This window comes from Desulfovibrio biadhensis (genome assembly GCF_055388615.1).
Genome location: NZ_AP042477.1, coordinates 3,698,993 through 3,720,698 on the forward strand (window position 1 = coordinate 3,698,993; position 21,706 = coordinate 3,720,698).

At 55.6% G+C, this 21,706-nt stretch carries 22 protein-coding genes; 2 read left to right on the forward strand and 20 right to left on the reverse strand.

The genetic code is table 11. From position 1 onward, the window contains the following. Positions 1-70: 70 nt before the first annotated feature. The 11 genes from ACZ5EH_RS16015 to ACZ5EH_RS16065 form a co-directional block, all read right to left on the reverse strand. Positions 71-778 (reverse strand): ABC transporter ATP-binding protein, encoded by a 708-nt coding sequence (locus ACZ5EH_RS16015; RefSeq protein ID WP_464274874.1) that lies wholly within the window; start codon positions 776-778, stop codon positions 71-73. Next, positions 771-1,568: an ABC transporter ATP-binding protein gene (locus tag ACZ5EH_RS16020; protein WP_464274875.1), complete on the reverse strand. Its 798-nt coding sequence runs from the start codon at positions 1,566-1,568 to the stop codon at positions 771-773. Before ACZ5EH_RS16020 ends, ACZ5EH_RS16015 begins: the two co-directional genes overlap by 8 nt. A 6-nt stretch (positions 1,569-1,574) precedes the next feature. Then, the gene (locus ACZ5EH_RS16025) at positions 1,575-2,615 is read right to left on the reverse strand and encodes a branched-chain amino acid ABC transporter permease (RefSeq protein ID WP_464274876.1); all 1,041 of its coding nucleotides are present in this window, start codon (positions 2,613-2,615) and stop codon (positions 1,575-1,577) included. Positions 2,616-2,626: 11 nt separating this feature from the next. Continuing rightward, positions 2,627-3,514, reverse strand: a complete 888-nt coding sequence (locus ACZ5EH_RS16030; RefSeq protein WP_464274877.1) for a branched-chain amino acid ABC transporter permease — start codon at positions 3,512-3,514, stop codon at positions 2,627-2,629. 163 nt (positions 3,515-3,677) lie between these two features. Continuing rightward, a complete protein-coding gene (locus ACZ5EH_RS16035) occupies positions 3,678-4,835 on the reverse strand; it encodes an ABC transporter substrate-binding protein (protein WP_464274878.1) in 1,158 nt (385 codons plus the stop codon). A gap of 238 nt (positions 4,836-5,073) precedes the next feature. Next, on the reverse strand, positions 5,074-5,823 hold the full coding sequence (locus ACZ5EH_RS16040; protein WP_464274879.1) for a tetratricopeptide repeat protein: 750 nt from the start codon (positions 5,821-5,823) through the stop codon (positions 5,074-5,076). Then, positions 5,810-5,953: a CcmD family protein gene (locus ACZ5EH_RS16045; RefSeq protein ID WP_464274880.1), complete on the reverse strand. Its 144-nt coding sequence runs from the start codon at positions 5,951-5,953 to the stop codon at positions 5,810-5,812. Before ACZ5EH_RS16045 ends, ACZ5EH_RS16040 begins: the two co-directional genes overlap by 14 nt. Positions 5,954-6,026: 73 nt before the next feature. Next, positions 6,027-6,701 carry a cytochrome c biogenesis protein gene (locus ACZ5EH_RS16050; protein ID WP_464274881.1) on the reverse strand — a complete coding sequence of 225 codons (675 nt, stop codon included), beginning with the start codon at positions 6,699-6,701 and terminating at the stop codon, positions 6,027-6,029. A 34-nt stretch (positions 6,702-6,735) separates the two neighbouring features. Next, the gene (locus ACZ5EH_RS16055; RefSeq protein WP_464274882.1) at positions 6,736-7,413 is read right to left on the reverse strand and encodes a heme exporter protein CcmB; all 678 of its coding nucleotides are present in this window, start codon (positions 7,411-7,413) and stop codon (positions 6,736-6,738) included. Beyond that, complete coding sequence (gene ccmA, locus ACZ5EH_RS16060) at positions 7,407-8,054, reverse strand: heme ABC exporter ATP-binding protein CcmA (protein WP_464274883.1); 648 nt, start codon at positions 8,052-8,054, stop codon at positions 7,407-7,409. The genes ACZ5EH_RS16055 and ccmA overlap by 7 nt, the downstream gene beginning before the upstream one ends. A gap of 4 nt (positions 8,055-8,058) precedes the next feature. Beyond that, a complete protein-coding gene (locus ACZ5EH_RS16065; protein ID WP_464274884.1) occupies positions 8,059-9,978 on the reverse strand; it encodes a heme lyase CcmF/NrfE family subunit in 1,920 nt (639 codons plus the stop codon). Positions 9,979-10,257: 279 nt separating this feature from the next. Here ACZ5EH_RS16065 and ACZ5EH_RS16070 point away from each other — a divergent pair, with 279 nt between their 5' ends. Beyond that, entirely contained in the window at positions 10,258-10,707 is a 450-nt protein-coding gene (locus tag ACZ5EH_RS16070; protein ID WP_464274885.1) for a universal stress protein, read from the forward strand. 22 nt (positions 10,708-10,729) lie between these two features. Here the strand turns inward: ACZ5EH_RS16070 and ACZ5EH_RS16075 are convergent, their stop codons facing one another. Continuing rightward, complete coding sequence (locus ACZ5EH_RS16075) at positions 10,730-14,434, reverse strand: ATP-binding protein (protein WP_464274886.1); 3,705 nt, start codon at positions 14,432-14,434, stop codon at positions 10,730-10,732. 218 nt (positions 14,435-14,652) lie between these two features. Here ACZ5EH_RS16075 and rimO point away from each other — a divergent pair, with 218 nt between their 5' ends. Continuing rightward, positions 14,653-15,984, forward strand: coding sequence for a 30S ribosomal protein S12 methylthiotransferase RimO (gene rimO, locus ACZ5EH_RS16080; protein ID WP_464274887.1), 1,332 nt, complete (start codon positions 14,653-14,655; stop codon positions 15,982-15,984). Positions 15,985-16,014: 30 nt separating this feature from the next. Here rimO and ACZ5EH_RS16085 read toward each other — a convergent pair whose 3' ends face one another. The 8 genes from ACZ5EH_RS16085 to ACZ5EH_RS16120 form a co-directional block, all read right to left on the reverse strand. After that, positions 16,015-17,151, reverse strand: a complete 1,137-nt coding sequence (locus ACZ5EH_RS16085) for a DUF3592 domain-containing protein (RefSeq protein ID WP_464274888.1) — start codon at positions 17,149-17,151, stop codon at positions 16,015-16,017. A gap of 30 nt (positions 17,152-17,181) precedes the next feature. Further along, the gene (locus tag ACZ5EH_RS16090) at positions 17,182-17,526 is read right to left on the reverse strand and encodes a hypothetical protein (protein ID WP_464274889.1); all 345 of its coding nucleotides are present in this window, start codon (positions 17,524-17,526) and stop codon (positions 17,182-17,184) included. After that, on the reverse strand, positions 17,519-18,325 hold the full coding sequence (locus ACZ5EH_RS16095) for a ChbG/HpnK family deacetylase (RefSeq protein WP_464274890.1): 807 nt from the start codon (positions 18,323-18,325) through the stop codon (positions 17,519-17,521). The genes ACZ5EH_RS16090 and ACZ5EH_RS16095 overlap by 8 nt, the downstream gene beginning before the upstream one ends. A 193-nt stretch (positions 18,326-18,518) precedes the next feature. Beyond that, positions 18,519-18,881: a response regulator gene (locus ACZ5EH_RS16100; RefSeq protein WP_464274891.1), complete on the reverse strand. Its 363-nt coding sequence runs from the start codon at positions 18,879-18,881 to the stop codon at positions 18,519-18,521. A 48-nt stretch (positions 18,882-18,929) separates the two neighbouring features. Then, the gene (locus ACZ5EH_RS16105; protein WP_464274892.1) at positions 18,930-19,175 is read right to left on the reverse strand and encodes an FmdB family zinc ribbon protein; all 246 of its coding nucleotides are present in this window, start codon (positions 19,173-19,175) and stop codon (positions 18,930-18,932) included. A 299-nt stretch (positions 19,176-19,474) separates the two neighbouring features. Continuing rightward, positions 19,475-19,870, reverse strand: coding sequence for a NifB/NifX family molybdenum-iron cluster-binding protein (locus ACZ5EH_RS16110; protein ID WP_464274893.1), 396 nt, complete (start codon positions 19,868-19,870; stop codon positions 19,475-19,477). A gap of 23 nt (positions 19,871-19,893) precedes the next feature. Continuing rightward, on the reverse strand, positions 19,894-20,832 hold the full coding sequence (locus tag ACZ5EH_RS16115; RefSeq protein ID WP_464274894.1) for an ATP-binding protein: 939 nt from the start codon (positions 20,830-20,832) through the stop codon (positions 19,894-19,896). Then, positions 20,825-21,697 (reverse strand): 4Fe-4S binding protein, encoded by an 873-nt coding sequence (locus ACZ5EH_RS16120; protein WP_464274895.1) that lies wholly within the window; start codon positions 21,695-21,697, stop codon positions 20,825-20,827. The genes ACZ5EH_RS16115 and ACZ5EH_RS16120 overlap by 8 nt, the downstream gene beginning before the upstream one ends. Positions 21,698-21,706 lie beyond the last annotated feature (9 nt).

Here is a 21,706-nt window from a genome sequence, read left to right on the forward strand (position 1 = left end):
TGGCCGCAATGCAGTTGGCGCATCACAGGCAAAGTCCGCTGGTAACACCTTTCAGGGAAAGGTGGTGTCTTTATTCCATGCCCAGGTACGCTGCGCGGACCTGGGGATCGTCCATCAATTCCTGGGAATTGCCTTCCAGGATGATTTCGCCTGTCGCCACAACATAGCCTCTGTGCGAGATTTGCAAGGCCATCTGGGCGTTTTGTTCAACCAGGAGGATCGTGGTGTTCTGCCGGTTGATTTCCTGGATAACTTCAAAAATGTTTTCCACCACAATGGGGGCGAGCCCAAGGGAGGGTTCGTCCAGCAACAGAATCTTTGGGCGTGCCATGATGGCGCGCCCTATGGCCAGCATCTGTTGTTCACCGCCGGAAAGCGTGCCGCCAGCCTGCTTGCGGCGCTCTTTCAGAATCGGAAAAAGGGTATATATCCATTCTTCGTCTTCTTTGAGCTTATCGTTATCCTTGCGGATATACGCGCCCATCCAGAGGTTTTCCTGCACACTCAGCCTGGGAAAGATCATCCGGCCTTCTGGCACTTGTGTAACACCAAGCTTGACGATTTTGTCCGTGGCTGTCTTGGTGATATCTTGCCCTTGAAACGAGATCGACCCTTGTTTGGGGCGCAACACACCGGAAATTGACATCAGCGTGGTGGTCTTGCCGGCGCCGTTTGCCCCAATAAGGCAGACGATTTCGTTTTCCCTGATCGTCAGGCTCACGCCTTTCAGGGCGTGAATCGAACCATAGTACGTGTGGATGTCTTTGACTTCAAGCATTGGCCGCCCCTCTCCCGAGATAGGCTTCAATGACGGCAGGGTCGTCCTTGATGGCTTGTGGCGGGCCTTCGGCGATTTTTGTGCCGTGGTCGAGTACCACCAGTTTTTTACATATTTTCATCATCAGTTTCATATCATGTTCGATGAGAATAACTGTCACGTCGAGCCCGAGAATACGGTGGATGAGTTCGTCCAACTGCCGGGTCTCATATGGGTTCATGCCGGCAGCGGGTTCGTCCAGCAGGAGAACCTTGGGCTCCGTAGCCAGCGCGCGGGATATTTCAAGCCTGCGCTGATCGCCATAGGCCAGGCTGGAAGCCTGGTCCAGAGCCTTATTCTCCAGGCCGACGAATGAGAGCCATTCCATGGAGGCATCGACGATCTGTTGTTCCTCTTCCTTGTGCTGTTTCGTGCGCAAGATTGCACCAAACAGGTTGCTCTTGGTGCGAGGGTGACGTCCGATGCGGACGTTGTCCAGTACTGAGAGCTCGGAAAAAAGCCTGATATTCTGAAAGGTGCGCGCGATGCCAAGTTCAACGACTTTTTCGGGTTTGCGCCCGCCAATGGTGGATTCGTTTTGTCCGTCGTGCAGCGTAAGGCTGCCGGAAGTGGGCTTGTACACACCGGTAATGCAGTTGAAAATGGTGGTCTTGCCGGCGCCGTTAGGGCCAATGAGCCCCATGATTTGCGCCCGCGGCACCTCCATGTTGACGTCGTTCAGGGCCAGCAGGCCGCCGAAACGTTTGGTCAGTCCCTTAATCGAGAGTATGCTTTCGTTTTTCGCTTCCATGGCGGATCAGGCCCCGGAGGATTCCAGTTTTTTACGCAGTTCGACTATTATGGGATTCTTCATGCCCACGTCGCCGATCTTGGGGATGAAGCCGCTGGGCTTGAAGCGCATGATTAAAATCATGATCAGCCCGTATACCAGAAAACGCGTCTCTGTGGGCAGGCCAAAGTGCGGCAGCACGCTACGTAGCACTTCGCCAAGGGCCACAAGAATGATGGCGCCGATAAGCGCGCCATTGATGTTGCCCAGGCCGCCAAGCACCACCATGCACAAGACCAGAAAGGATTCCCAGAACTTGAACATGTCGGGGGAGATGAACATGGTCCACCGTGCGAAAAAGCAGCCGCCGATCGCGCCAATGGCAGCGGAAATGGCAAAGGCGATGACCTTGTAGTTCAGGATGTTTACGCCACAGTTGGCAGCAGCAAGGGGATCTTCGCGGATGGCGAACCAGGCGCGCCCCAGTCTTGAGTCTTCTATGCGGCGCATGATGAAGTAGACGAAGGCCACCATAAGGATGGCGAGATAGAAGTAGGGGGTTTCGCCGCCAAACTCGTAGTACCAGTCCCAGTTGGGATTGAGCATGGTGGAAAGCCAGGAGAAGTCGAAGGTGACCGGATCGATGCCGGGCAGTCCCAGCGGACCGCGGGTCAACCATATCTCGTTGGTCAGAAAGAGGACCACCAGTTCTGAGAAGCCGAAGGTAACAATGGCGAAATAGTCCCCTGTGAGTCGTAATGTCGGCGCACCGAGGAGAATGCCCCATAACGCGCCGTTCAGGGCGGCCAAAGGCACTATGAGAAAGAAGTTCAGGCCGAAGTGGATGGTCAGCAGGCCGGCTGTATAGGCGCCGATACCGTAAAATCCCACGTAACCAAGGTCCAGCAGGCCACAGAAGCCCGGTACGATGTTCAAACCCATGGCCAGCACCATATAGACCATGATCAGCGTGAGTACGTGCAGAATATACTCGTTGGAGATCGGGGTCATGGGAAAGATCAGGACCAGTACCAGCCCGGCCAATAATAGTGTTTTCATTTTGCTCATGATCAAAGCCCCTATGCCTTGTCGACCATGGCTTTGCCCAGGATGCCCGAGGGCCTGAAGATGATCACGGAGATCATGACTGCGTAGGCAACGCCATCACGATACAGTGATGATACGTAACCAGCGCCCAGGGCCTCTGCCACACCGAGCACAATGCCGCCCATCATTGCGCCGGGAACGGAACCAATGCCGCCCAGCACAGCAGCGGCGAAGGCTTTGACGCCGGCCACGTAGCCCATGGTGGGGTAAAGGGTGTTATAGTACATGGCCACCAGAATCCCGGCCACCGCACCCATGCTGGACCCGAGGGCAAAGGTAAAGGAAATGACCCTGTTCACGTTGATGCCCATGAGGCATGAACAGGTGCGGTTTTGCGAAAGCGCGCGCATGGCCGTGCCGACCTTGGTCTTCATGATGATGAGGTTGAGACCGATCATCATGGAAAAGGTGATGCCGAAAATGAAGACGTGCATCCAGGTCAGGGTCACGCTGCCAAGGTGGAATGCAGTTTCCTGCAAGTAGGCGGGCACCGCAGCCTGGGCAAAAGGCTTGGGCCGGCTTCCCCAGATAATCATGGCCAGGTTCTGCAGAAATATTGACATGCCTATCGCTGTTATGAGCGCCGCTAGTCGGTGCGCATTGCGTAGGGGTCTGTAGGCAATAATGTCGATGAGTATGCCGAGCAGGGCGCAGGAAAGCATGGCCACGACGATTGCGACATAGAAAGGCAGGCCCAGGACGTTGATATAGGTGACGCAGAAAAAAGCACCGAGCATGTAGATTTCGCCGTGGGCAAAGTTGATCAGCTCGATGACGCCGTAGACCATGGTGTAACCCACAGCTATGAGCGCATAAATGACGCCAAGGGTCAGGCCGTTGATAAGTTGTTGTTCGAACAAGACGATTCTCCGAATAAAGAGGGTGAGGAAGTGTCGTCTGCTTCTGGAAAAGGGGGCGGCGGTGAGCCGCCCTCCGTGCTTCCTAAAGAAACAGGCTGGAACTTGTCCAGCCTGTTGTATCCTTCATTATGGCGTCTGTCAGAAGCAGTCCCGTTCCAACCCCTTAGTTGACCTGCTTGGGGGCGGGGATGAACTGCCCGTCTTTGACCATCTTCACGTAAGCGGATTTTTGGCAGTCACCGTTTTCGTCAAAGAAGATGGCGCCGGTTACGCCCTGATAGGCCTTGTCCTTGGAGTCGATGCCGGCCAAGTATTCACGAACCTTTTCGCGGTCAGCGCCTGCTTCGGCAATGGCCTGAACCAGGACACCAGCAGCGTCGTATGCGTTGGCGCTCATGTAGTCCACGTCACGACCGTATTTTTCCTTGAACTTGGCGGCGAATGCCTTGCCTTCTTCACTGGCAACTTCTTCCAGGAAGGGGGTGGTCAGGTAGGTGTTCTCGGCAGCATCCTTGGCAAGGTTTATGTAGTCGCTGTTGTCCAGACCGTCAGCGCCGAACTTGGCTACGTCCATGCCGAGCTTTTTGGCCTGGGAGGCGATCAGGGCGCCTTCGTTGTAGTAACCGCTGATGAACAGGCCTTCAGGATTTTTTTCCTTCAGGGAAGTCAGCTGCGGGGTGAAGTCGGTGGTGCCTTTTACGTAGGCTTCTTCACCAACAACGTTCAGGCCGATTTCTTTGGCCTTGTTTACGAAAGCTTCCTTCAGGCCGATACCGTAGTCGTTGTTCTCGTAGAACACGGCTACGCTGGCCAAGCCCAGCACATCCTTGGCGTAGGAGGCCAGGAATGCGCCCTGAAAGTCATCGCGGTAAACATCACGGAAAGACCACACACGGCCTTTGCGGTCCTTGTTCTTTTCAGAAATGGTAACGTTGGTGGCGGTGGGAGAAATGGCGGCGACACCCTTGCGTACGTAAGAAGGCAGAGCGGCCAGGTGAGCGGAGGAGCAGAGGTGACCGACGATACCTACAATCTCGTCATCCATAACGATCTTGGAAGCAACTGTGGCGGCTTCCTTAGGATCGCACTGTTCGTCCATGTACTCGACAGCAATCTGTTTGCCGTTAACGCCACCAGCGGCGTTGATTTCTTCTACCTTCATCTCAACACCGGCCTTGACGTTGTCGCCGTAGGCGGCTGCGGGGCCAGTGTAAGGGGAGGGCACCGCGATTTTGACGTTATCAGCGGCATTGGCGAGACTTGCGCCGAGCAGCATGGTCAGACCGAGGACTAATGCGGTGATAAGACCTTTGGGATACATGCTCATTCCTCCAGATTCTCGAGTTCAGTAAAGGGTTACCTGCCGTACAAGGCGCCAGGGACATCTCGAAATAGCGGCTATGGAACTGTGGCCAGGTCGATATACGTGGAAAAACCCTCTGAAATGACAAAAATGTAGTCCGACTCCACGTTTCGACCTACGTAAGAAGCAAAAATGCCTTATGCCACCAAGCTGCCCGCACTGTCAACGAACGGCCTGCCCACTGTGGCAATACGGCTTACGACCCCGCCCCGGCTGGAGGCATTGTTTTCTGGCTTCCGGCGTCATCTCCGGCAGCATCGCCAGCACCTTCCCCGGAAGCCGCTCCAGCATCAGGCTGTGGCTCATGGGGGCGTCCCAGCTCTTCCGCAGCGCCATGCCGCAAATCTTCAGGAACATTGGGAAGCTCCAATACCTTCTCAAATTCGGCCTTGCCCTTTTCCGGCTTGTTCAGAAAATGGCTGTAAAGCATGCCAAGGTTGAAATGCGCGTGGGCATGGTTCGGGTCCACCGCAATGAGCTGTTCAAAGTACTGGGATGCGTCCTCAGGACGGTCCTGCTGAAAAGCCGCGATGCCAAGGTTGTAGAGCACGAAGGGGTTCGACGGCTCGATCACCATGGCCCGGTTCAGGAACATTTCGGCCCTTTCCCAACTTTTCATGACCATGAATTTGTCAGCCAGCTCCAGCAGCAGGTTCACATCGTCAGGCGTTTCCTGCATGCGCTGCATCAGCTTGCCGATATCACCCATCATGGCATCGTTCATTTGAGGGGGCATGCCTTGCTGCCCTGCGTTAGCCTGTGGGGCGTCGCCATGCTCCGGAGCCTGGCGATGGACCTGAAGGCCCTGGTTCTGCGAGCGATAGATAAAAGAGACCAGGAACATCAGGGCCAGTCCGAAAAAGACAGCCCCCAGCACGAGCTTGCGGCGCGATGATGCGGGCGCGTTCTCGGCTGCTTCGTCTTTGGTCTTGTTATTCTTGGTCATTGCGCATGAGCTCCAATTGTTCACAACGTTGCGTCAGCCGGCGTTGCCTGATGGCGAGAAACGCCACATAGGCGCCGATGCCGATCCAGACGACCACGTTCGCCGCAAAGAGGAAGTCGGCGTGTTGCACGGGTACCTCCCGTTGTAGATCTACGCCCTTGCCGGCATGGTAAGGGCGTCAGGTTGCATAAAAAGCTGACCGCTCAGCTTACAGCGTCGCGGACCAGTGCCTCTAACGCTTCCTTCTGCTTGAGCTGGCGGAAGCGTATGGTGGTCAAGGCCAGCCAAAGCAGGGACCAGACCCCGACGCAGACCATGACCGTAAGTTTCATTTCCGGCGCCAGACCGCCCCCTTTGGAGACGAACACGGCGGGGTGGATACTACGCCAGAGCCTGGCAGAGTAAAAGACCAGGGGGACATCCAGAAACGCCACTATGCCGACAACAGCGCACACCGTGGCTTGTCGCCGCTTGTCCATGTCCATGGAGCGCACGAGCAGGTAGCCGGCATAGATGAACCACATGACAAGTGTTGTGGTCAGTCGCGGGTCCCAGGTCCACCATGTGTTCCAGGATTTGCGCGCCCAGATGGAGCCTGTGAGCAGCGCAAGCGTGCTGAACAGAACGCCGATTTCGGCTGCCGCGCCCGCTATTTGATCCCATTTTGGGGAGCGGGTTTTCAAAAAGGCTATGCTGGCGATGAAAACCAGGAAAAAACTGATAAGCCCCCACCAGGCAAGGGGCAGGTGGATATAGAAAATTTTCTGCACCGGACCCATGGTCAGTTCCACGGGTGTGTAGTACCAGATCAGCCAGTGGCAGGCGCCTACGGCCAGACCGGCCAGTAGGGCCACGATTGAAAGCCAGTCCTTGAACATTGCGTCTCCAGAGCCTTGCAGGGGGGCTTTATACTTATTCCCCACCGCTATAGATAAACGGAAACAAAATCAATCCAGCCGCAGCAAACAAGGCATCGAAGCCGGCGGCCAGTCCCAGCCACGGCCCTGCCGGATCGACCACAAGGGGCGAAAACGCCATTGCCCCCAATCGGACTCCGGCCAGCAGTACGGGCACCAGCAAAGGAAAAAGTATCACCGAAAGAAGCGACTCTCGCGCCGCCTGCCCTTGAGCCAGGGCGCCCAGCAACGAGCCCATGGCCACCAGCCCCATGTCGACGAGCAGTAGTCCTGCCAATCCCATCAGGGGGGCGCCTTCAAGCCCAACCCCCAGAAAGACGACTGTGGCAGGGATAAAAAGAGCCTGCGCTGCAAGCAACAATATGCTGCCCGCTATGGCCTTGCCAAGCCACACCGCGTGTATGGGCGTGGGGGAAAGTAAAAGCCCCATGCGCGCGCCATTGACTTCTTCCAAACTGTAAAGCGCGTTGCTCAAAAGCACCTGGCAAAAGAGCGTGGCCAACCAGAAGATGGCAGCCGCGGCTTGCGGCGCAAATTCTTGCCCCGGCACCCGCGCAAGACTGAAAAGAAAGAGCAGGATCAGGCCCAGGAGCAAGGCCTGCACCAGACCGCCCCCCCTTGCCACCACAAGGCGCAAGTCCTTTGCCGCTATGGTCAGTGCGCCACTCAGCATGAGCACTCCGGCTGGTATGCGGCTGCGCTGCCGCAGTAGAGGCAGCGCCCCTCACCAATGGCCAGGACAATGTCGGCCAGGGCGAGGTCTTGTTCCAGAGAGTGACTCACCCAGAGAACGCTTGCGCCACGAGCTTTGGCGGCGGTTATCTCCCGGGCCAGTATGCTTTTGGAGCGAACATCGAGCCCTGTGCCGGGCTCGTCCAACAGTAGGAGCCTGGGTTCGAGCAGAAAGACCCGGGCAAGGCTCAGTCGTTGGGCCATGCCCCGTGAAAAGCGTCCTGCGCGTTCTTGACCGGCATAGGCCAGGTCCACGCGCTCAAGGGCGCTGTGCAGCATTTTCTTTGTGGGGCGCAGGCCATTGAAGCGGCTCCAGAATTCGAGATTCTCAAGAGCCGTAAGTTGCGGATAGAGAAACGTCGCGTGCCCCAGATAGCCGATCTCGCCAGGCGCAACCGTAGCCGTCACCTCCCCGGCAGTGGGAGTTTCCAGCCCAGCCACCAGGCGCAGCAGGGTGGATTTTCCCGCTCCATTGGGGCCGGCCACAATGGCCACAGCCCCTTCGGGAAGCTCGAAACTGATGCCTTTGAAGACCAGTTTGTTTCCGTAGAGCTTGGCGACCTTTTCCAGGGTCAGCAACATTTCGTTACACGTCTCCGGCAGCCTTGGAGGCGCGTGAGCGCCGCAATGCCACGAAAGGCAAGAGACACATCAAAGTGCCGCCTATCCAAATCCAGTTCACGAGGGGGTGTACACTCAATTCAAGCGCAACCCGGCCGGCCTTGTTGGAGCCCATAAGCGTTGCATAGAGTTCGTTGCCAAGCCCCATGTGGTCTTCAAGCACGTCGGCCTCGGCAAATGCCTGATTGTTGTTCACATACTGCCGGCGCTGCGGCTCCATGGAACCCATGGGCTTTCCGTCCTTGAGAACCTGGATTTCCGCCTCGACGTACGCCATGTTTGCGCCGCGCCCTTCGTTCATTTTTTCGTAGACAAAGGTGTAGCTGCCGAGTTCGGTCTTTTCGCCAGGGTTCAGTTCCACCTGGATGCTTTGCTGATAAGGACCAGAAGCCGCTACCCCGAGAATCATCAAGGCAAGGCCAAAGTGCACGCCGTAGGCGCCCCAGACTGATCGGAGCTTTCTGGCGGGCGCTTCCGTGGTGAAAATGGTGATGATGCCGGCCAAACACGCAATGGCTGCTGCCGCTGCCAAAAGCGGCACAGGCATGGTCATGCCGACTATGTACAGCACAATCAGCAGGCCGACGAAGAGGCCCGCCAGCCCGAAAAATACGTTTTTCCTGCGCAGGCCGCCTTTCCACTCCAGCCAGGGGCATACCAACAGCATGACCGCCAGCAAGGAGAAGAAGGGCAGGCAGACACGGTTGTAAAAACCGGCGTCCAGCCCCACAGGGGTGGAGCTCCAGAGCTTGGAGAAAACAGGCCACATGGTGCCCAGCAAAATCACTGCGCCCAGAATGAGCAGCAGCCAGGCGGTAATGACCAGGAAGCCCTCACGGCTGAAAATACCGCTGAGCGTGCGTCCTTCAGGCTGATTTTCAAATCCCACGAAGTGCACCAAAATGGAAATGCCCACGCCAAAAAGAATGAATATCAAAAGGGGCGTTCCCACACCTGTGCTGGAGAACGCATGGAGAGAATCCACAACGCCGCTGCGCACGAGATAGGTGCCAAAGAAACTCATCATCAGGGTCAGGGCCATGAGAAAGACGTTGGCCTTTTTCATGATGCCGCGGCGTCGCTGCAATACGGCGGTGTGCAGGAAGGCCGAAGCAGAGAACCAGGGGATGAGCGAAGCGTTTTCAACAGGGTCCCAGGCCCAGTAACCACCCCACCCAAGCTCCATGTAAGACCACCAGGCGCCGAGAATGATGCCGGCAGTCAGAAACAGCCAGGACAAAAGGGTGAAATTACGCGTTCCATCCAGCCAGGAAGATTCCTTGTTTGCCGATTCGGAAAGCGCCTGGGCAAGCGCCAGGCATCCAGGAATGGTGAAACCGGCATATCCCAGGAACAACAAAGGTGGGTGGAAGATCATACCCGGGTGCTGCAGCAGCGGGTTGAGGCCGTTCCCCTGAGCAGGGGGGGGCACCAACTCCACAAACGGATTGCTCCAGTTGGAAAGCAGCAGCAACAGGAAGCTCATCACGAAAAAGAAGAACATCCAGTAGTACTGCCTGGTAGGCCCATGCAGCCGCTTGTAGGTTGGTGTGAGCTGGAAGGCGACCCCGAACAAGGCCACTGCCCAGGCCCAAAATAACAGCGATCCGCTCTGCCCGGCCCAAAAGGCTGTAAGCGTATAGAACATGGGCAAATGCGTATCGGTGTACTCGGCCACGTACAAATACGAGAAATCGTGCGCAGCCAGGGCCGTGAACAACACGACCACGCCTAAGGTCATGAGAAAGCTTTGCAGCAGATGGCCGCGCTCCATCCAGACCAGCAGGTTGTCTTTTCCTTGCCAGCGTTGCATGCAGGCGGTCGCGCCCAGCAGCAACGAAAGAAGCATCGAGACCAGAAGAGTCGAATAAGCGAATAAATGCATATACGGCCCACCTCCGTCAGGGCTTGAGCAGCACTACATAAACGTTATGATCTCTGAAGGGAAGCCCCTTACCCTGGAAAAAGGGCGATGAAACAGAAGGTGTTAAAATTCATACTAAAATGATATGTTTTGCTGGTGCGGTCAGAAGAAAGGGGAGCGAGCAAATGATTCGAAGCTTGCACCATTTGTACACATGACTTATTGTAATTATGAATAATCTCGGTCAGCCATGGCCTTTCCTTCGAAACAGGCGGACCGGAAACCCTCAGGGAGCCGATCATGCGAGAAGTCAAAAAAATTCTTTGTCCTGTCGACTTTTCCGACGTCACGGAAAACCTGGCTGCCCATTGCAGATATCTGGCCCAAAAACTGGATGCAGAGGTGCTGGTGCTTTATGTTGCACCGTCCATGAACAGGTATGCGGAAATTTATGTCGAGCCGGGTGATTTGCAGCGTGTGGTCAAATCCATCGTCAAGGGCGCCCAGGAGCAGATGGACACGTTCATTACCCGGGAATTTCAGGGCATGAAGGCGCGTGGTGAAGTGAAAATCGGGTATGCCCCTGATGCAATTCTCGAGACTATCGATCACCAGGACATGGATATGGTGGTGATGTGCACGCACGGACGTCGCGGCATCAATCACCTCATCTTTGGTTCAGTTGCGGAGAAGATCGTCAAAAGCTCCCCTGTGCCGGTGGTGACTGTGCGCCCCAAGGCCAAGGAATAGCAATCACGGGAATTGCGCAGGCTCATGAGTTCTGGTTTTCAGGGGGGGCATCGCCCTCCAAGTCGGGAACGGCATCCTGGAGAACGCTCATGAGCTCGCGCACTTTCTGGCGCAGCAATGCGAGCAGTTGCGGTATTTCCTGCGTGCGGTTTTTGCGTGATGCGTCTTCCAGTGAGGCGGCGGCCTCCTGGCAGGAGTTGGCGCCAATGGTGCCGCAGTTTCCTTTCACAGTGTGCGCCTGAAGGGCGAGTCTGTCCAATTTGCCCTCGCTGGCCAGCGTTTCCATGGCTTCCAGTTTGGTCTCTATATTGTTTACAAAGTCCAAGCAGACTTCGCGGTAAAGCTCCACTTCGCCCCCAAAGCGGTTGATGGCTTCACGCATGTTCAGGACATCATCGTTACGGTATTCTTCCCTGGCTGCCTGGACGGGTTTTTTAGCGTTGGTGGCGCGCCCCAGCAGCAAGGTCAATTCGTCAATGGAGAAGGGTTTGGACAGGTAGCGGTTCATACCTGCATCCAGGCATTTTTCCCGGTATCCAGATAATGCGTGGGCGGTGAGCGCTACCACAGTGACGTCTTTGTTCAGTGAACCGGCCTCGCCCGCCCGCAAACGCCTGGTGGCTTCCAGGCCGTCCATCACGGGCATTTCAAGGTCCATCAGCACCATATCAAATGTATCCTGCTTCATGGCTTCCACTGCAAGAGCGCCATTGGTTGCCACAGTTACATTGTGGCCGAGTCTGGTGATCAGAGCCGTTGCCACGTTTACATTTTCCTGATTGTCCTCGACCAGCAGCACACGCAAGGGGCCTTCCCGCAAGGGGGCGTTTTCAATGGGGGACATGTCGAGATGGACAATGCGCGCCGGGTCTCCGGCCTGCATGGGGACGGCAAAATAAAAGGTGGTTCCTTTACCCACAGTGCTTTCGAGCCAGATGCGCCCCCCCATGAGTTCCACGATCTGTTTGCTGATGGTCAGCCCGAGACCGGTACCTCCGTAGCGTCGTGTGGTTGAACTGTCGGCCTGGGTGAAGGAGTCGAAGATACGCTCGCGGTCTTCTTCAGGAATGCCGGGGCCGGTGTCCTTGATGCTGAAAAGCAATTCGAAGTGTGCTTCGCCCCCTTGCTCTGGGGGAAGATGGCAGGCGCCGCTTGTGCAATCAACTGTAATGGCAATGCCGCCACGTTCGGTGAATTTCAGGGCGTTGTTCACCAGGTTGAAGATGACTTGCTGCAACCGAAGGGGATCGCCTCTCAGGTGGCGCTGAAAATTGTCACTGACGTGCATGTCCAGGTACAAGCCTTTGCTGCTGGCTTGTGTCGTCAGGGAGCGGATGGTGGCGTGCAGGGTTTCCACCAGGTCGAAGTCGACCGCCTCGAATTCAAAACGCCCCGCTTCGACTTTGGATATGTCCAGAATATCGTTGATGACGCCCAGGAGGTGCTGGCCGGAGGCGCGTACCGAGAGGAGATATTCCTGCTGTTCCTGGGTCAGGGGGGAGAGCAGGGCCAATTCGCTCATGTTGATGACGGCATTGAGCGGGGTGCGGATTTCATGGCTCATCTTGGCCAGGAATTCGCTCTTGCTCATGTTGGCCAATTCGGCTTCCTCTTTGGCCTGCTGTAAAAGTTGCGTACGTTCTTCCACCCGTTTTTCAAGATTTTTGGCATGACGCTCCAGGTCCTGATGCAGGAGCGCATTGTTCAAGCCTGAGGCGACTATAGAAGACAAAGACTCCAGGAAAAAGTGCTGTTGTGAAAAGTCCCGCTCCGTACGTGAGCCAATGGTGATGACCCCAAGATTGCGGCCTTCAAAGACGATGGGAAGTGAGCACAATGAACGCATTCCTGCATTTCTACAGGAATCGTGTTCCAAACGCTGATCGTTTTCGGTGTCCTGCACGAATAAAAGCATGCGGTTTTGCGCCGCCAGCCCGCAAATACACTCCCCAATAGCTGTTGTCTCCTGAATGAGTTCACTGCAATCAGGGCAATGTATTTTTTCAAGCTGTAGCTCGTCATCTTTGCGACGGTATATCAGGGCCATGTCCGGCTGGGTTGCGTTGATGATGCCTGTGATGGCTTTTTCGGCCACGGCCTCAATGGAAAGGTGGGAGGTTATGTTCCTGGCCAGTTCGTTTAACGCCGTCATTTCCCGCAGACTTTGCTCTAGGGATTCCTGTGTTTTTTTGCGGTCTGAGATGTCCAGCATGACGCCACTGACATGAGGGGGAGCGTTGGGAGAGGTTCTTGTGTTCAATGATCCCAGGCCAAGTACCCACCTCCACTCTCCGTTAGCGTGACGCAATCGATGTTCACTATGGAATATAGGATAGCGCCCATCGATGTGTCCTTGGAGTTTTTCCAGGGTGTTAGCCTTGTCGTCAGGGTGCAGTCTGTTTTCCCAAAGCGAGAATCCTTGCTCCATATCTTCACGGGAAAGTCCGAGAATCTCCACCCATCGATCATTGAAGACAACTTCGTCGGTTTTGATGTTCCAGTCCCAGAAGCCGAGCTTTGCCCCTTGAATGGCAAGGCGTAACCGCTCTTCGCTGCGTAAAAGGGCTTCTTCAGCCCGTTTTTGTTCCGTCATGTCACGATAGATGGCGGCCACTTCGCCAGAGGAAAGCTTGACCACGAGATTCTCTCGCCAGCCCATGATCAGATTGTCCTGATAAATTGTGGCGGGAAGCTCGCGCGGGTTTCCGTCGAGCCATACCTCGCGCATGACATCCAGGAGACCGAAATCTTTAATGGCGGGAAAGCATTCCGTAATGCGACGCCCCAGAATCTCTTCCCTTTTGCGGTTCTCAATAATTTCAGCCGCAGTGTTGAAATGGGTGAAAACGAAGTCATTGCCGTCATCCACCGCTTTGTAGATTGCGAGGCCGTTGCTCATGTTTTCAATGACGCTCTGGTAGCGCTCCTGACTTTCGGCCAGGGCCTTTTGCATGGAGGCGCGTTGAGCTACTTCATCGCGCAGTTTGTTATTGACGGTGAGAAGTTCGGATGTCGCCGCATCCACGCGACGGGTGAGTTCCTGTTCATTACTCGCAAGGATTTTCCGTTGTCGTCTGAGAATTCTGACGTAACGTGACAGGATAAGCAGAAGCAGCACGGTAAGGATCAGGATGACAAAGACGGAAACTATGCTTGTAGTAAGGGTGGTGTTTGCCTGTTGTGAATGTGTCTCCAGGGAGACATCGACAAGCGTATCTATTGTTCTTTGCAACTGCTGGAGTTCAGAAAGATAAAGTCCCTTCCCGGCTTCATATTTGGCGGAATTGAGTAATGATTTCGCCTCTTCCAGTTTACCCTGGTGGACAAAATCCAGGGCTTGTTTTTCGACCTTCTCCAGGATGTCGTTTGCCAGGGCTATGTTTTTCAGTGAACCACGAATAGATGCATCCGGCGCCATCTCCAGGAATTGGCGTTGCAGGACAGTATGCTGTTTTTTGGCTTCGCGGTAGCTGAGTTCCCAATATTCCTCTCCTGTTGCCGCAGCCAGACGGACGGAATAGGTCAGTGTTTCTTCCAGGCGTATGAGTTTGTTTATTGTTTTTATGGCCAGTTGATAGCGCTTTTCGAAATTCTCGAGATTCTCGAGCTGGTCGCGCATTGTATTGAACTGTACGAGAAAAAGAAGCGTGGCAATGAGTACGATCGTCACTGCCAGCAGAATATGGCTGCCTTTGCGTTCCAGTATGGTGTGAAATTTTTCAGGCATCTTGGCTGTCAGATACGTTGTTTACGAGAAATCTTGTTAAGGTAATTCAGCTTGTTATGAACTTTTTCGCATGTGAGAAGTGAAGTTAGTCTGAGTACTGGCGTGTAGCCTTGTCAAGGCTAATACTGTAATTGACTGGAGCGAAAATTGTCCACAGTTAATAGCATGCACATCCTGTGGCGAAGTTACAAAGCTTGGACAGAGGTTATAGGAATACCGTGAAGTCTTTGAAAGTACATACTATCAGTCTTGGCTGCCCTAAAAACAGGGTGGATACGGAATATTTGCTGGGCGCCATACCCGGTGGCGTGCAGGCAGTAGATGCACCGCAAGAAGCCGAGGCCGTGCTGATCAATACGTGCGGCTTTATCGCTCCTGCTGTGGAAGAATCCGTAGCCGCCATTCTGGAAGCCGCTGGGGCGCTGGAAGAAATCGCCGCGGAAGAACGCCCTCTGCTTGTGGTGGCCGGATGCCTGGTGGCTCGGTATGGTGAGGAACTGGCCAAGGAAATGCCTGAGGTAGGCCTTTGGTTGCGACCGGGAGAAATAGCACCATGGCGCACCCTCCTTGAAAAGCGTTTTTTTCGGAATGACAAGGAAGAGGGCGCCATGCGTTTGCTGAGCACCCCCCCTGGCTATGCCTACCTCAAGATCGGTGAAGGGTGCGACCATGCCTGCCGTTACTGCACCATACCGAAATTGCGAGGGAGGCTCTGTTCAGGCGACGACGCACAACTCGAAAGCGAGGCCCGCTCACTGTTAGCCAGAGGGGTGAAGGAACTGATCCTTGTCGCCCAGGACCTGACCGCCCACGGGCTGGACAGGGGCGACCCCAACGGACTCATGAAGCTTTTGGAACGGTTGCTCCCGCTTGACGGGCTCGACTGGCTGCGCCTGATGTACATGTATCCTGCCGGCCTAACGGATACGCTGCTGCAATTCCTGAAACAGGCAGGCCCCCCGTTTGTTCCCTACTTTGACATCCCTTTTCAGCACGCTCATCCGGCGGTACTGGAGCGCATGGGGCGGCCCGGCCAGGGAGCACGCAGTGGCAAAGGCCCCATGGTGCCACCGGAATCCGTGGTGGAGCGTGTACGGGGCGTGTTTCCGGATGCGGTGCTGCGCACGAGCCTCATCGTGGGGTATCCAGGTGAAACGGAAGAAGAGTTTGCTACGCTGTTGCGTTTTGTTGAAAAACAGCGACTGCAGCATGTGGGAGTCTTTGCCTTCCATGCAGAAGAGGGGACGGTAGCAGCAAAACTGCCTGAACAGCTCCCGGAATCCGTCAAGGAAGAGCGGCGTTATACGCTTATGGAGTTGCAACGCGAAATAAGCGCCGAACTGCTGGAAGACAACGTAGGGGAGCGCATGCAGGTCCTGGTGGACGCGCCTCATGACGAGTGGCCTGGACTCCATATGGGGCGTGTCTGGTCTCAGGCGCCAGAGGCCGACGGTGTGACCTGGGTCAGTGGAGAGGGCGTGACGCCCGGCGCAATGGTCCAGGCGGAAATCGTGGAAGCTCAGGAGTACGATCTGGTCGCCCTTGCTTAACCGGTATTTTCCTCGTGTCAGGCAAAGGTGTTACGGCATCCCCCACTCTTCAACCTTGCGCAGCAACTTTGCGCGGATTTTGTATTGGAAAGTAAAAAGGACTCCCATGAATAATAGCATGGTTATGCAAATGAGGGAGACGCCGATCAGCGCTTCCATGGCCTCGTTGCCAAGCTCTTCGCAGGCGTCGGAATACCCCGGAAACAGGGTGGCCACGGTTGGATCTTCAGGCTCGTAAGCCACGCGTACGTTGCTGCCGGCCGGCAACTGGCTGATGATTGCCTCGGCATTTTGCGGGTTTGCCGTAGGATTATAGCAGAAGTGAAGTGCGTTTCCTTTGTATGAGCGCCCCCCGACTGTGTAGGTGTAATCAACCACAGCCTTGAAGCCATCCACTTTGTTTTTGCCTTTGGAAATCCTCACCTTTTGAATGTAGGATTCCTTGATGTGCGCCTCCGTGGTTGGCCACTCCAGACTTTGCATTGCAAGGGACGTTTCGGCGTCGATTTCTTGGATCATCTGCCACTGGTAGATGGCGAAAGCGGCGGCCAACAAGACCAGCATGGTGATGATGGCGAAAATAGTGCGTTTGAGGGATTGTGTGTTTTTAAGACGCGTTTCCCTGTTGGAGATACTGCCCCAGAATATCTGCTTTTCCGATTCCAAGACCACAAATGGTGGGGAGTTTTGGGGATCTACCCAGACATTCACCGGCACGTTTTTGGTGCCACTAAACGCGTTTTTGCGATTGGTTCGCGCCTGGATAAGCACACGGGGGCGCGGCAGCTCTGCCCGAGGTATATTATCCGGAATTGAATCCCTGTCATAGAGGCCGACAAGGTATCCCTTTGTTTCGAAAACGCCGAGGTTGCGCATTACCATTGGTTCCGACTCGGCGATGCGCATGACCTGCGCGGCCTTGTAAAGCTTGGAGAGAATCGTTTTACGGACAACAAAGTAGATGATGCCCCAACTGAGCATCATGGCGCCGAGGGGGATGAGCAAAAAGGGAAATGGATCAACCTGGTTTTGTCGGGGGATAACAAAGACCAAAAAAGCGGAAACACCCACCATGAAAACGCCGCTGATAACCAAGGCCAGCTTGAACTGGCGGATCATGGCCTTGATTTTTGGTGGCAATTCACCAGAGTATTCGTAATCTTCCATTATCCTTGGCTCCAGGGCGGCAGGCGCCCCTCATATATGATCTTTTGCAGAACCGCGTATTATCCACTCCCGACCGCACAACATGCAGCGGCACGTGGTCGGGCGTTTTTCTCCCGCCTTGCCATAGCGGTACAGGCCCCAGGCTGCAAGAGAAATGATGCCCGCCAGTACAGCTTGCGAGGCGGCCATGTCCTTGTCGATACTGCCTTCATCGAAGAGAAACAGGTTTATGAAAACGGCGCATGTCGCCGCCACGAACACGCAAGCCACTGCGCTTTTTCGCCAGTATCCCGCAAGCAATCGCTGCGCCAGGTTGGCGCTGCTCTCACATTGTACCTCGTTGCTGCCACAAACGGGGCAGACGGCATCAGGCATGGCTCTCGTTCCGGATTTTGCAGGCCAGCATGCTTGCAGGCGCCAGTTCAATATCCATATCATTGAGCCCCTCCAGGACCTGTGGCGAACAGAGAATTTCAAGCTCCTGTTCACGCCAGGCGGTGTAGGAGCTGCGAGAGGACAGCAAACTGTCATTGAAGCCCGGGTGCGTCATCAGCTCTACGAAAAGGTCGTCGCCACCGGTGTTTTCTTTGAGATGGGCAAAGGTCTGCTGGACAAGAAGCAACAGGCGTTCAGCGGTGAGATCGTTTTTGAACCATTCTCTGATGAATCCATCGGCCGTGGGAATGTTTTGTTGCCTCAGAGCCATGGAAAGGGCAGTGCCGAGTCCTCTGGCCGGGACCTCCAGTTCGAGGGCCAAACGGCAATAGGCGGGAAATACTTGCGGCAGTTTGTGTATATGGTGGTGCGCATCGATATGGCTGGGTTCGATTCCGTGATCGCGCAGCTTTTGCACCTGGGCTCTGAATTCTGCAATGACTTCTTCAGTGTCCGGGGCGCTGACCTCCGTCTCATGCAAGGGAAAATCGCCATTCGGCGCAACCAGGGAAGGCACAAGCTCTTTAGGCAGGCAGGGCTTGCCTTTTGTGAGCTGCAAATGCACTCCGAGACGGCCTGAAAGCTCAGGCCCGTATTGATCGAGCAGCGAGGCCACACCCGGAACACAGGGCATGACGGTGGTGCCTGTGACTATGCCATTGCTCATGGCATGGGCAATTCCTCTGCAAACACCAGGGCTGAGGCCAAAATCGTCAGCATTGACAAAAAGCCGTTTCATGGTGCGCCCATCTCCTGGAAAAGTTGCCATACGTAATAGCAAAAAAGTAATGGAGACAAAGATATAGGGGCCGTATGGCCAGGCGCGGCAGTGCGGAACGGCCCCTATATTTGTATCAGTATGGCACAACAGAATGGGAAGGCCAATAGCTTGAGAAAAAAAAGCGCGTCGGCAGGAGGGGAATTGTTGCCGGTTAGAGCTGCACGGCGCGAATCTTTGCTGCAAGCCTGGTGGCGTCCTCTGTGCCAGGCGCAAAGGGCAGGGGCATAAGGACACCGTATCCTTCGTAAAATTCCTCAAAGTCATCTTCGCTTTTGTCTGAGAAGATGGCCACGCCGATCATGGCGTCGATCATCAGCAGTTCACGAAGAAGTTCAAGAGAGGGCGCTCCCTGCAGACGTTCGTCCAGCAATACTGCCTGAGGGGCGCTGTTCTTTGTCAGAGAAAGCAGCTCCTGGTCTGAAGTCGCCGGCAGCACCGTGGCGCTTTCCTGTTCCAGCGCATTAACAAAATCCTGCATGGCGGCAGCTTCTGGGGAGGCGAGAATGATGCGCATGAAAGCTCCTTGTGGGAGAAACGGGTTAATTGAGTGGGGATTTTAGCATTAGGCTTTGCCGCAACATGAGCCGGGGCCGGCACAGCCTGCATGACCCGGAGAAGAACCGCAACAGCCGGTATCTCCTGCGCCGGGCAATGCCTGCCCTGTGCGCCCTGTAAGGGGGCTGGTGGCGGATATGCGTTTTTCCGCCGCGGCGCCGCATTCCGGGCAGCTAAGCGCGCTGGAAGCGGAAAGTGAGATTACCTCGCCGCTGTAACCGCAAGCATTGCATACGATTTCATGGATCGGCATACGCGTTCTCCTTGGTTGAATACTATAAGGTGTAGCGAACTGCCAGGGCGATGACGCAGGGCATCGCAATTGTATGATTGCCCCCTCGGCGCGTCTTTCCAGCGTTGTAAACGGCGCAGGCCTGGCGAAAGGGCCTGCGCCGCTCGCATGGAGGATCAAGGCGGCAAGTCGGAACGGGACTTCCGCATGACTTGTCGTCTCAGGCGTCAGCGCATTTTCGTCTTGTAACAAGACGTCTCCCTGGAAAATACATGCTTGATCCAGGGAATGCATAGAGCGCATGGGCCTCTACTTGCGCTCTAGAAAGGAGACTGCGGCGTACCGCCGCCACCACAGGTGAAGTCCGTGGTGAACCGTTGCAGCTTGCCTTGCAGCAAGGCGTCCACAGCAGCACCGACACTGGGCGCGCCAGCGCCGTAGAAAACATCGATGCCCACCTGATTGAAACCCATCAGGGGGCGCATGCCCATGCCGCCGGCGATGAGGGTCTTAACCCCATTTTCCGCCAGGTGGTTAACAGGCGCCATGCAACCGCCCTGCTGGTGCGGGACGTTGGGCAGGGTGCCGACTTTGCTGACTTCGCCGTTTTCCACTTCCACAATGGTGTACACGTCGCAATGGCCAAAGTGGGCGCCTACAGTGGCTTCGAGGCCACCGGGCATTTCTGAGGGAATAGCGATACGGGTCGTGTCCATGATCTTGTCTCTCCTGAAGCTGCTTATTTTGTTGTCAATGTATAGTTTGTTTCAAGACTGCCGGTTTGCGGGATACCCGCCAGACGGGCTATTTTTGTCCATGCCTCGCGTATCTGCGCTCCCAGACCGGAGTCGTTAGCCTCGGTTATGGTCTGACGCTGGACCATGGCCCTGGTGACCGCTCCGTCATGGGGCAGTCTGGCCACAAGGGTCCACCCCTTTGTCTCGCACAGGGCCGCTATCTCGTCGGCCTTGCTTTCGTTGAGGTCGTACTTGTTGATGATCACGGCGGTGGGAATGCGGAAATGGCCGCAAAGCTCTGCAACGCGTTCCAGATCATGGAGCCCAGAAGGGGTTGGCTCGGTGATGATGACTGCCAGGCTGGCGCCTGAAAGGGAACTTATCACGGGGCAGCCAATGCCAGGGGCACCATCGCAAAGTATGCACGAGGCTGCCGCTTCAGCGGCAAGCTCTCTGGCCTGCTGCTTGAGCAGTGTGACCAGGCGGCCCGAGTTTTCCTCCCCCGCAAAGAGTTGCGCATGGACCATGGTGCCGAAACGCGTATCGCTGATGTACCATGTGCCGCAATGGCGGTCGGGAAAATCAATGGCCTGCTCAGGGCAAAGGGTTACACAAACCTTGCACCCTTCGCAGCGCAGGGGGTCTATGGCGTAACCTGCATCGCTTTGCACAACGGCGCCAAAACGACATACTTCGAGACACTGCCCGCAGGCAGTACAGTCATCGCTTCTGATGACGGCTTCGTGCCCTGAAATGAACTGCTCGGTGTGTCTGGGCTCTGGAGAAAGCAGAATGTGCAGGTCGGGAGCATCCACGTCCAGGTCACACAGAATCTTGTTCTGGGCCAGATGAGCAAAGGCGGCGGTCAACGAAGTCTTGCCCGTGCCTCCTTTACCGCTGATGATAACGATTTCGCGAGGTTTGGAGTTTGCATTAGACATGGGCGGCCTCCTTTTGCTGCGGCAAGGCGCGCACAGCGTCGCGAAGCTGCCTGAAAACCGCCCCTAATTCCGGAGTAAGCGAAGCCACTACTTCCCCACGGGAGTAGCCAGCCGCGATGGTACGGTCAAAGGGTATTTCGGCAAGCACGGGGATGGATTTCTCCTTGCAAAAACGCTGCACGGTTGCATCACCCAGGCCAGCACGATTTATCACCGCTCCCATGGGTTTACCCAAGGGCGCGAACGCCTCCCAGGCAAGGGCGAAGTCATGGAAGCCAAATGGCGTCGGTTCTGTGACCAGCACTATGCAGTCGCTGTCAATAACTGACGCAACAGCAGGGCAGCTCACCCCTGGGGGGGCGTCAATAATCGCGTCTGCGTTCTTTTCCGCCAACATGTCCTGCAGTCTCGCCTTGGCCACACGCATCAAAGGCGGGCTCATGGCTTCGCCAACGCGCAGACGCCCCATGATGAAGCGCGCTGCGCCGGTATTACCGATGGCCAGTTCGCCCAGTACCCGATTGCCCCATGAAATGGCGTCTTCGGGGCACACAGCCTTGCAGCCGCCGCAACCGTGGCACATTTCGGGAAAGGGCAGCAGTGTGTCGCCCATGATGGTGATGGCCTTGAACTGGCATATTTCGACACATGCACGGCAAAGGGTGCACCGCGAGGCATCAACAACAGGAATGTCCAGGCCTACGCTTTCTTTTTCAGTCCACTCCGGGTGGAGAAAAAGGTGCAGGTTGGGCTCTTCCACGTCGAGATCACAGGCCACAACAGGTGTGTCCCATACCGAAACGAGGGAGGCGGACACTGTGGTCTTGCCTGTGCCCCCTTTACCGCTGGCAATAGAAACAATCATATACGGCCT

Coding starts and splice junctions, on each gene's coding strand:
- ACZ5EH_RS16120 (WP_464274895.1), bottom strand. CDS start 21,697: ATGATTGTTTCTATTGCCAGCGGTAAAGGGGGCACAGGCAAGACCACA.
- ACZ5EH_RS16085 (WP_464274888.1), bottom strand. CDS start 17,151: ATGGAAGATTACGAATACTCTGGTGAATTGCCACCAAAAATCAAGGCC.
- ACZ5EH_RS16090 (WP_464274889.1), bottom strand. CDS start 17,526: ATGCCTGATGCCGTCTGCCCCGTTTGTGGCAGCAACGAGGTACAATGT.
- ACZ5EH_RS16110 (WP_464274893.1), bottom strand. CDS start 19,870: ATGGACACGACCCGTATCGCTATTCCCTCAGAAATGCCCGGTGGCCTC.
- ccmA (WP_464274883.1), bottom strand. CDS start 8,054: ATGTTGCTGACCCTGGAAAAGGTCGCCAAGCTCTACGGAAACAAACTG.
- ACZ5EH_RS16025 (WP_464274876.1), bottom strand. CDS start 2,615: ATGAGCAAAATGAAAACACTATTATTGGCCGGGCTGGTACTGGTCCTG.
- ACZ5EH_RS16095 (WP_464274890.1), bottom strand. CDS start 18,325: ATGAAACGGCTTTTTGTCAATGCTGACGATTTTGGCCTCAGCCCTGGT.
- ACZ5EH_RS16055 (WP_464274882.1), bottom strand. CDS start 7,413: ATGCTGAGTGGCGCACTGACCATAGCGGCAAAGGACTTGCGCCTTGTG.
- ACZ5EH_RS16115 (WP_464274894.1), bottom strand. CDS start 20,832: ATGTCTAATGCAAACTCCAAACCTCGCGAAATCGTTATCATCAGCGGT.
- ACZ5EH_RS16035 (WP_464274878.1), bottom strand. CDS start 4,835: ATGTATCCCAAAGGTCTTATCACCGCATTAGTCCTCGGTCTGACCATG.
- ACZ5EH_RS16065 (WP_464274884.1), bottom strand. CDS start 9,978: ATGCATTTATTCGCTTATTCGACTCTTCTGGTCTCGATGCTTCTTTCG.
- ACZ5EH_RS16015 (WP_464274874.1), bottom strand. CDS start 778: ATGCTTGAAGTCAAAGACATCCACACGTACTATGGTTCGATTCACGCC.
- ACZ5EH_RS16070 (WP_464274885.1), top strand. CDS start 10,258: ATGCGAGAAGTCAAAAAAATTCTTTGTCCTGTCGACTTTTCCGACGTC.
- ACZ5EH_RS16105 (WP_464274892.1), bottom strand. CDS start 19,175: ATGCCGATCCATGAAATCGTATGCAATGCTTGCGGTTACAGCGGCGAG.
- ACZ5EH_RS16075 (WP_464274886.1), bottom strand. CDS start 14,434: ATGCCTGAAAAATTTCACACCATACTGGAACGCAAAGGCAGCCATATT.
- ACZ5EH_RS16040 (WP_464274879.1), bottom strand. CDS start 5,823: ATGACCAAGAATAACAAGACCAAAGACGAAGCAGCCGAGAACGCGCCC.
- ACZ5EH_RS16100 (WP_464274891.1), bottom strand. CDS start 18,881: ATGCGCATCATTCTCGCCTCCCCAGAAGCTGCCGCCATGCAGGATTTT.
- ACZ5EH_RS16050 (WP_464274881.1), bottom strand. CDS start 6,701: ATGTTCAAGGACTGGCTTTCAATCGTGGCCCTACTGGCCGGTCTGGCC.
- ACZ5EH_RS16020 (WP_464274875.1), bottom strand. CDS start 1,568: ATGGAAGCGAAAAACGAAAGCATACTCTCGATTAAGGGACTGACCAAA.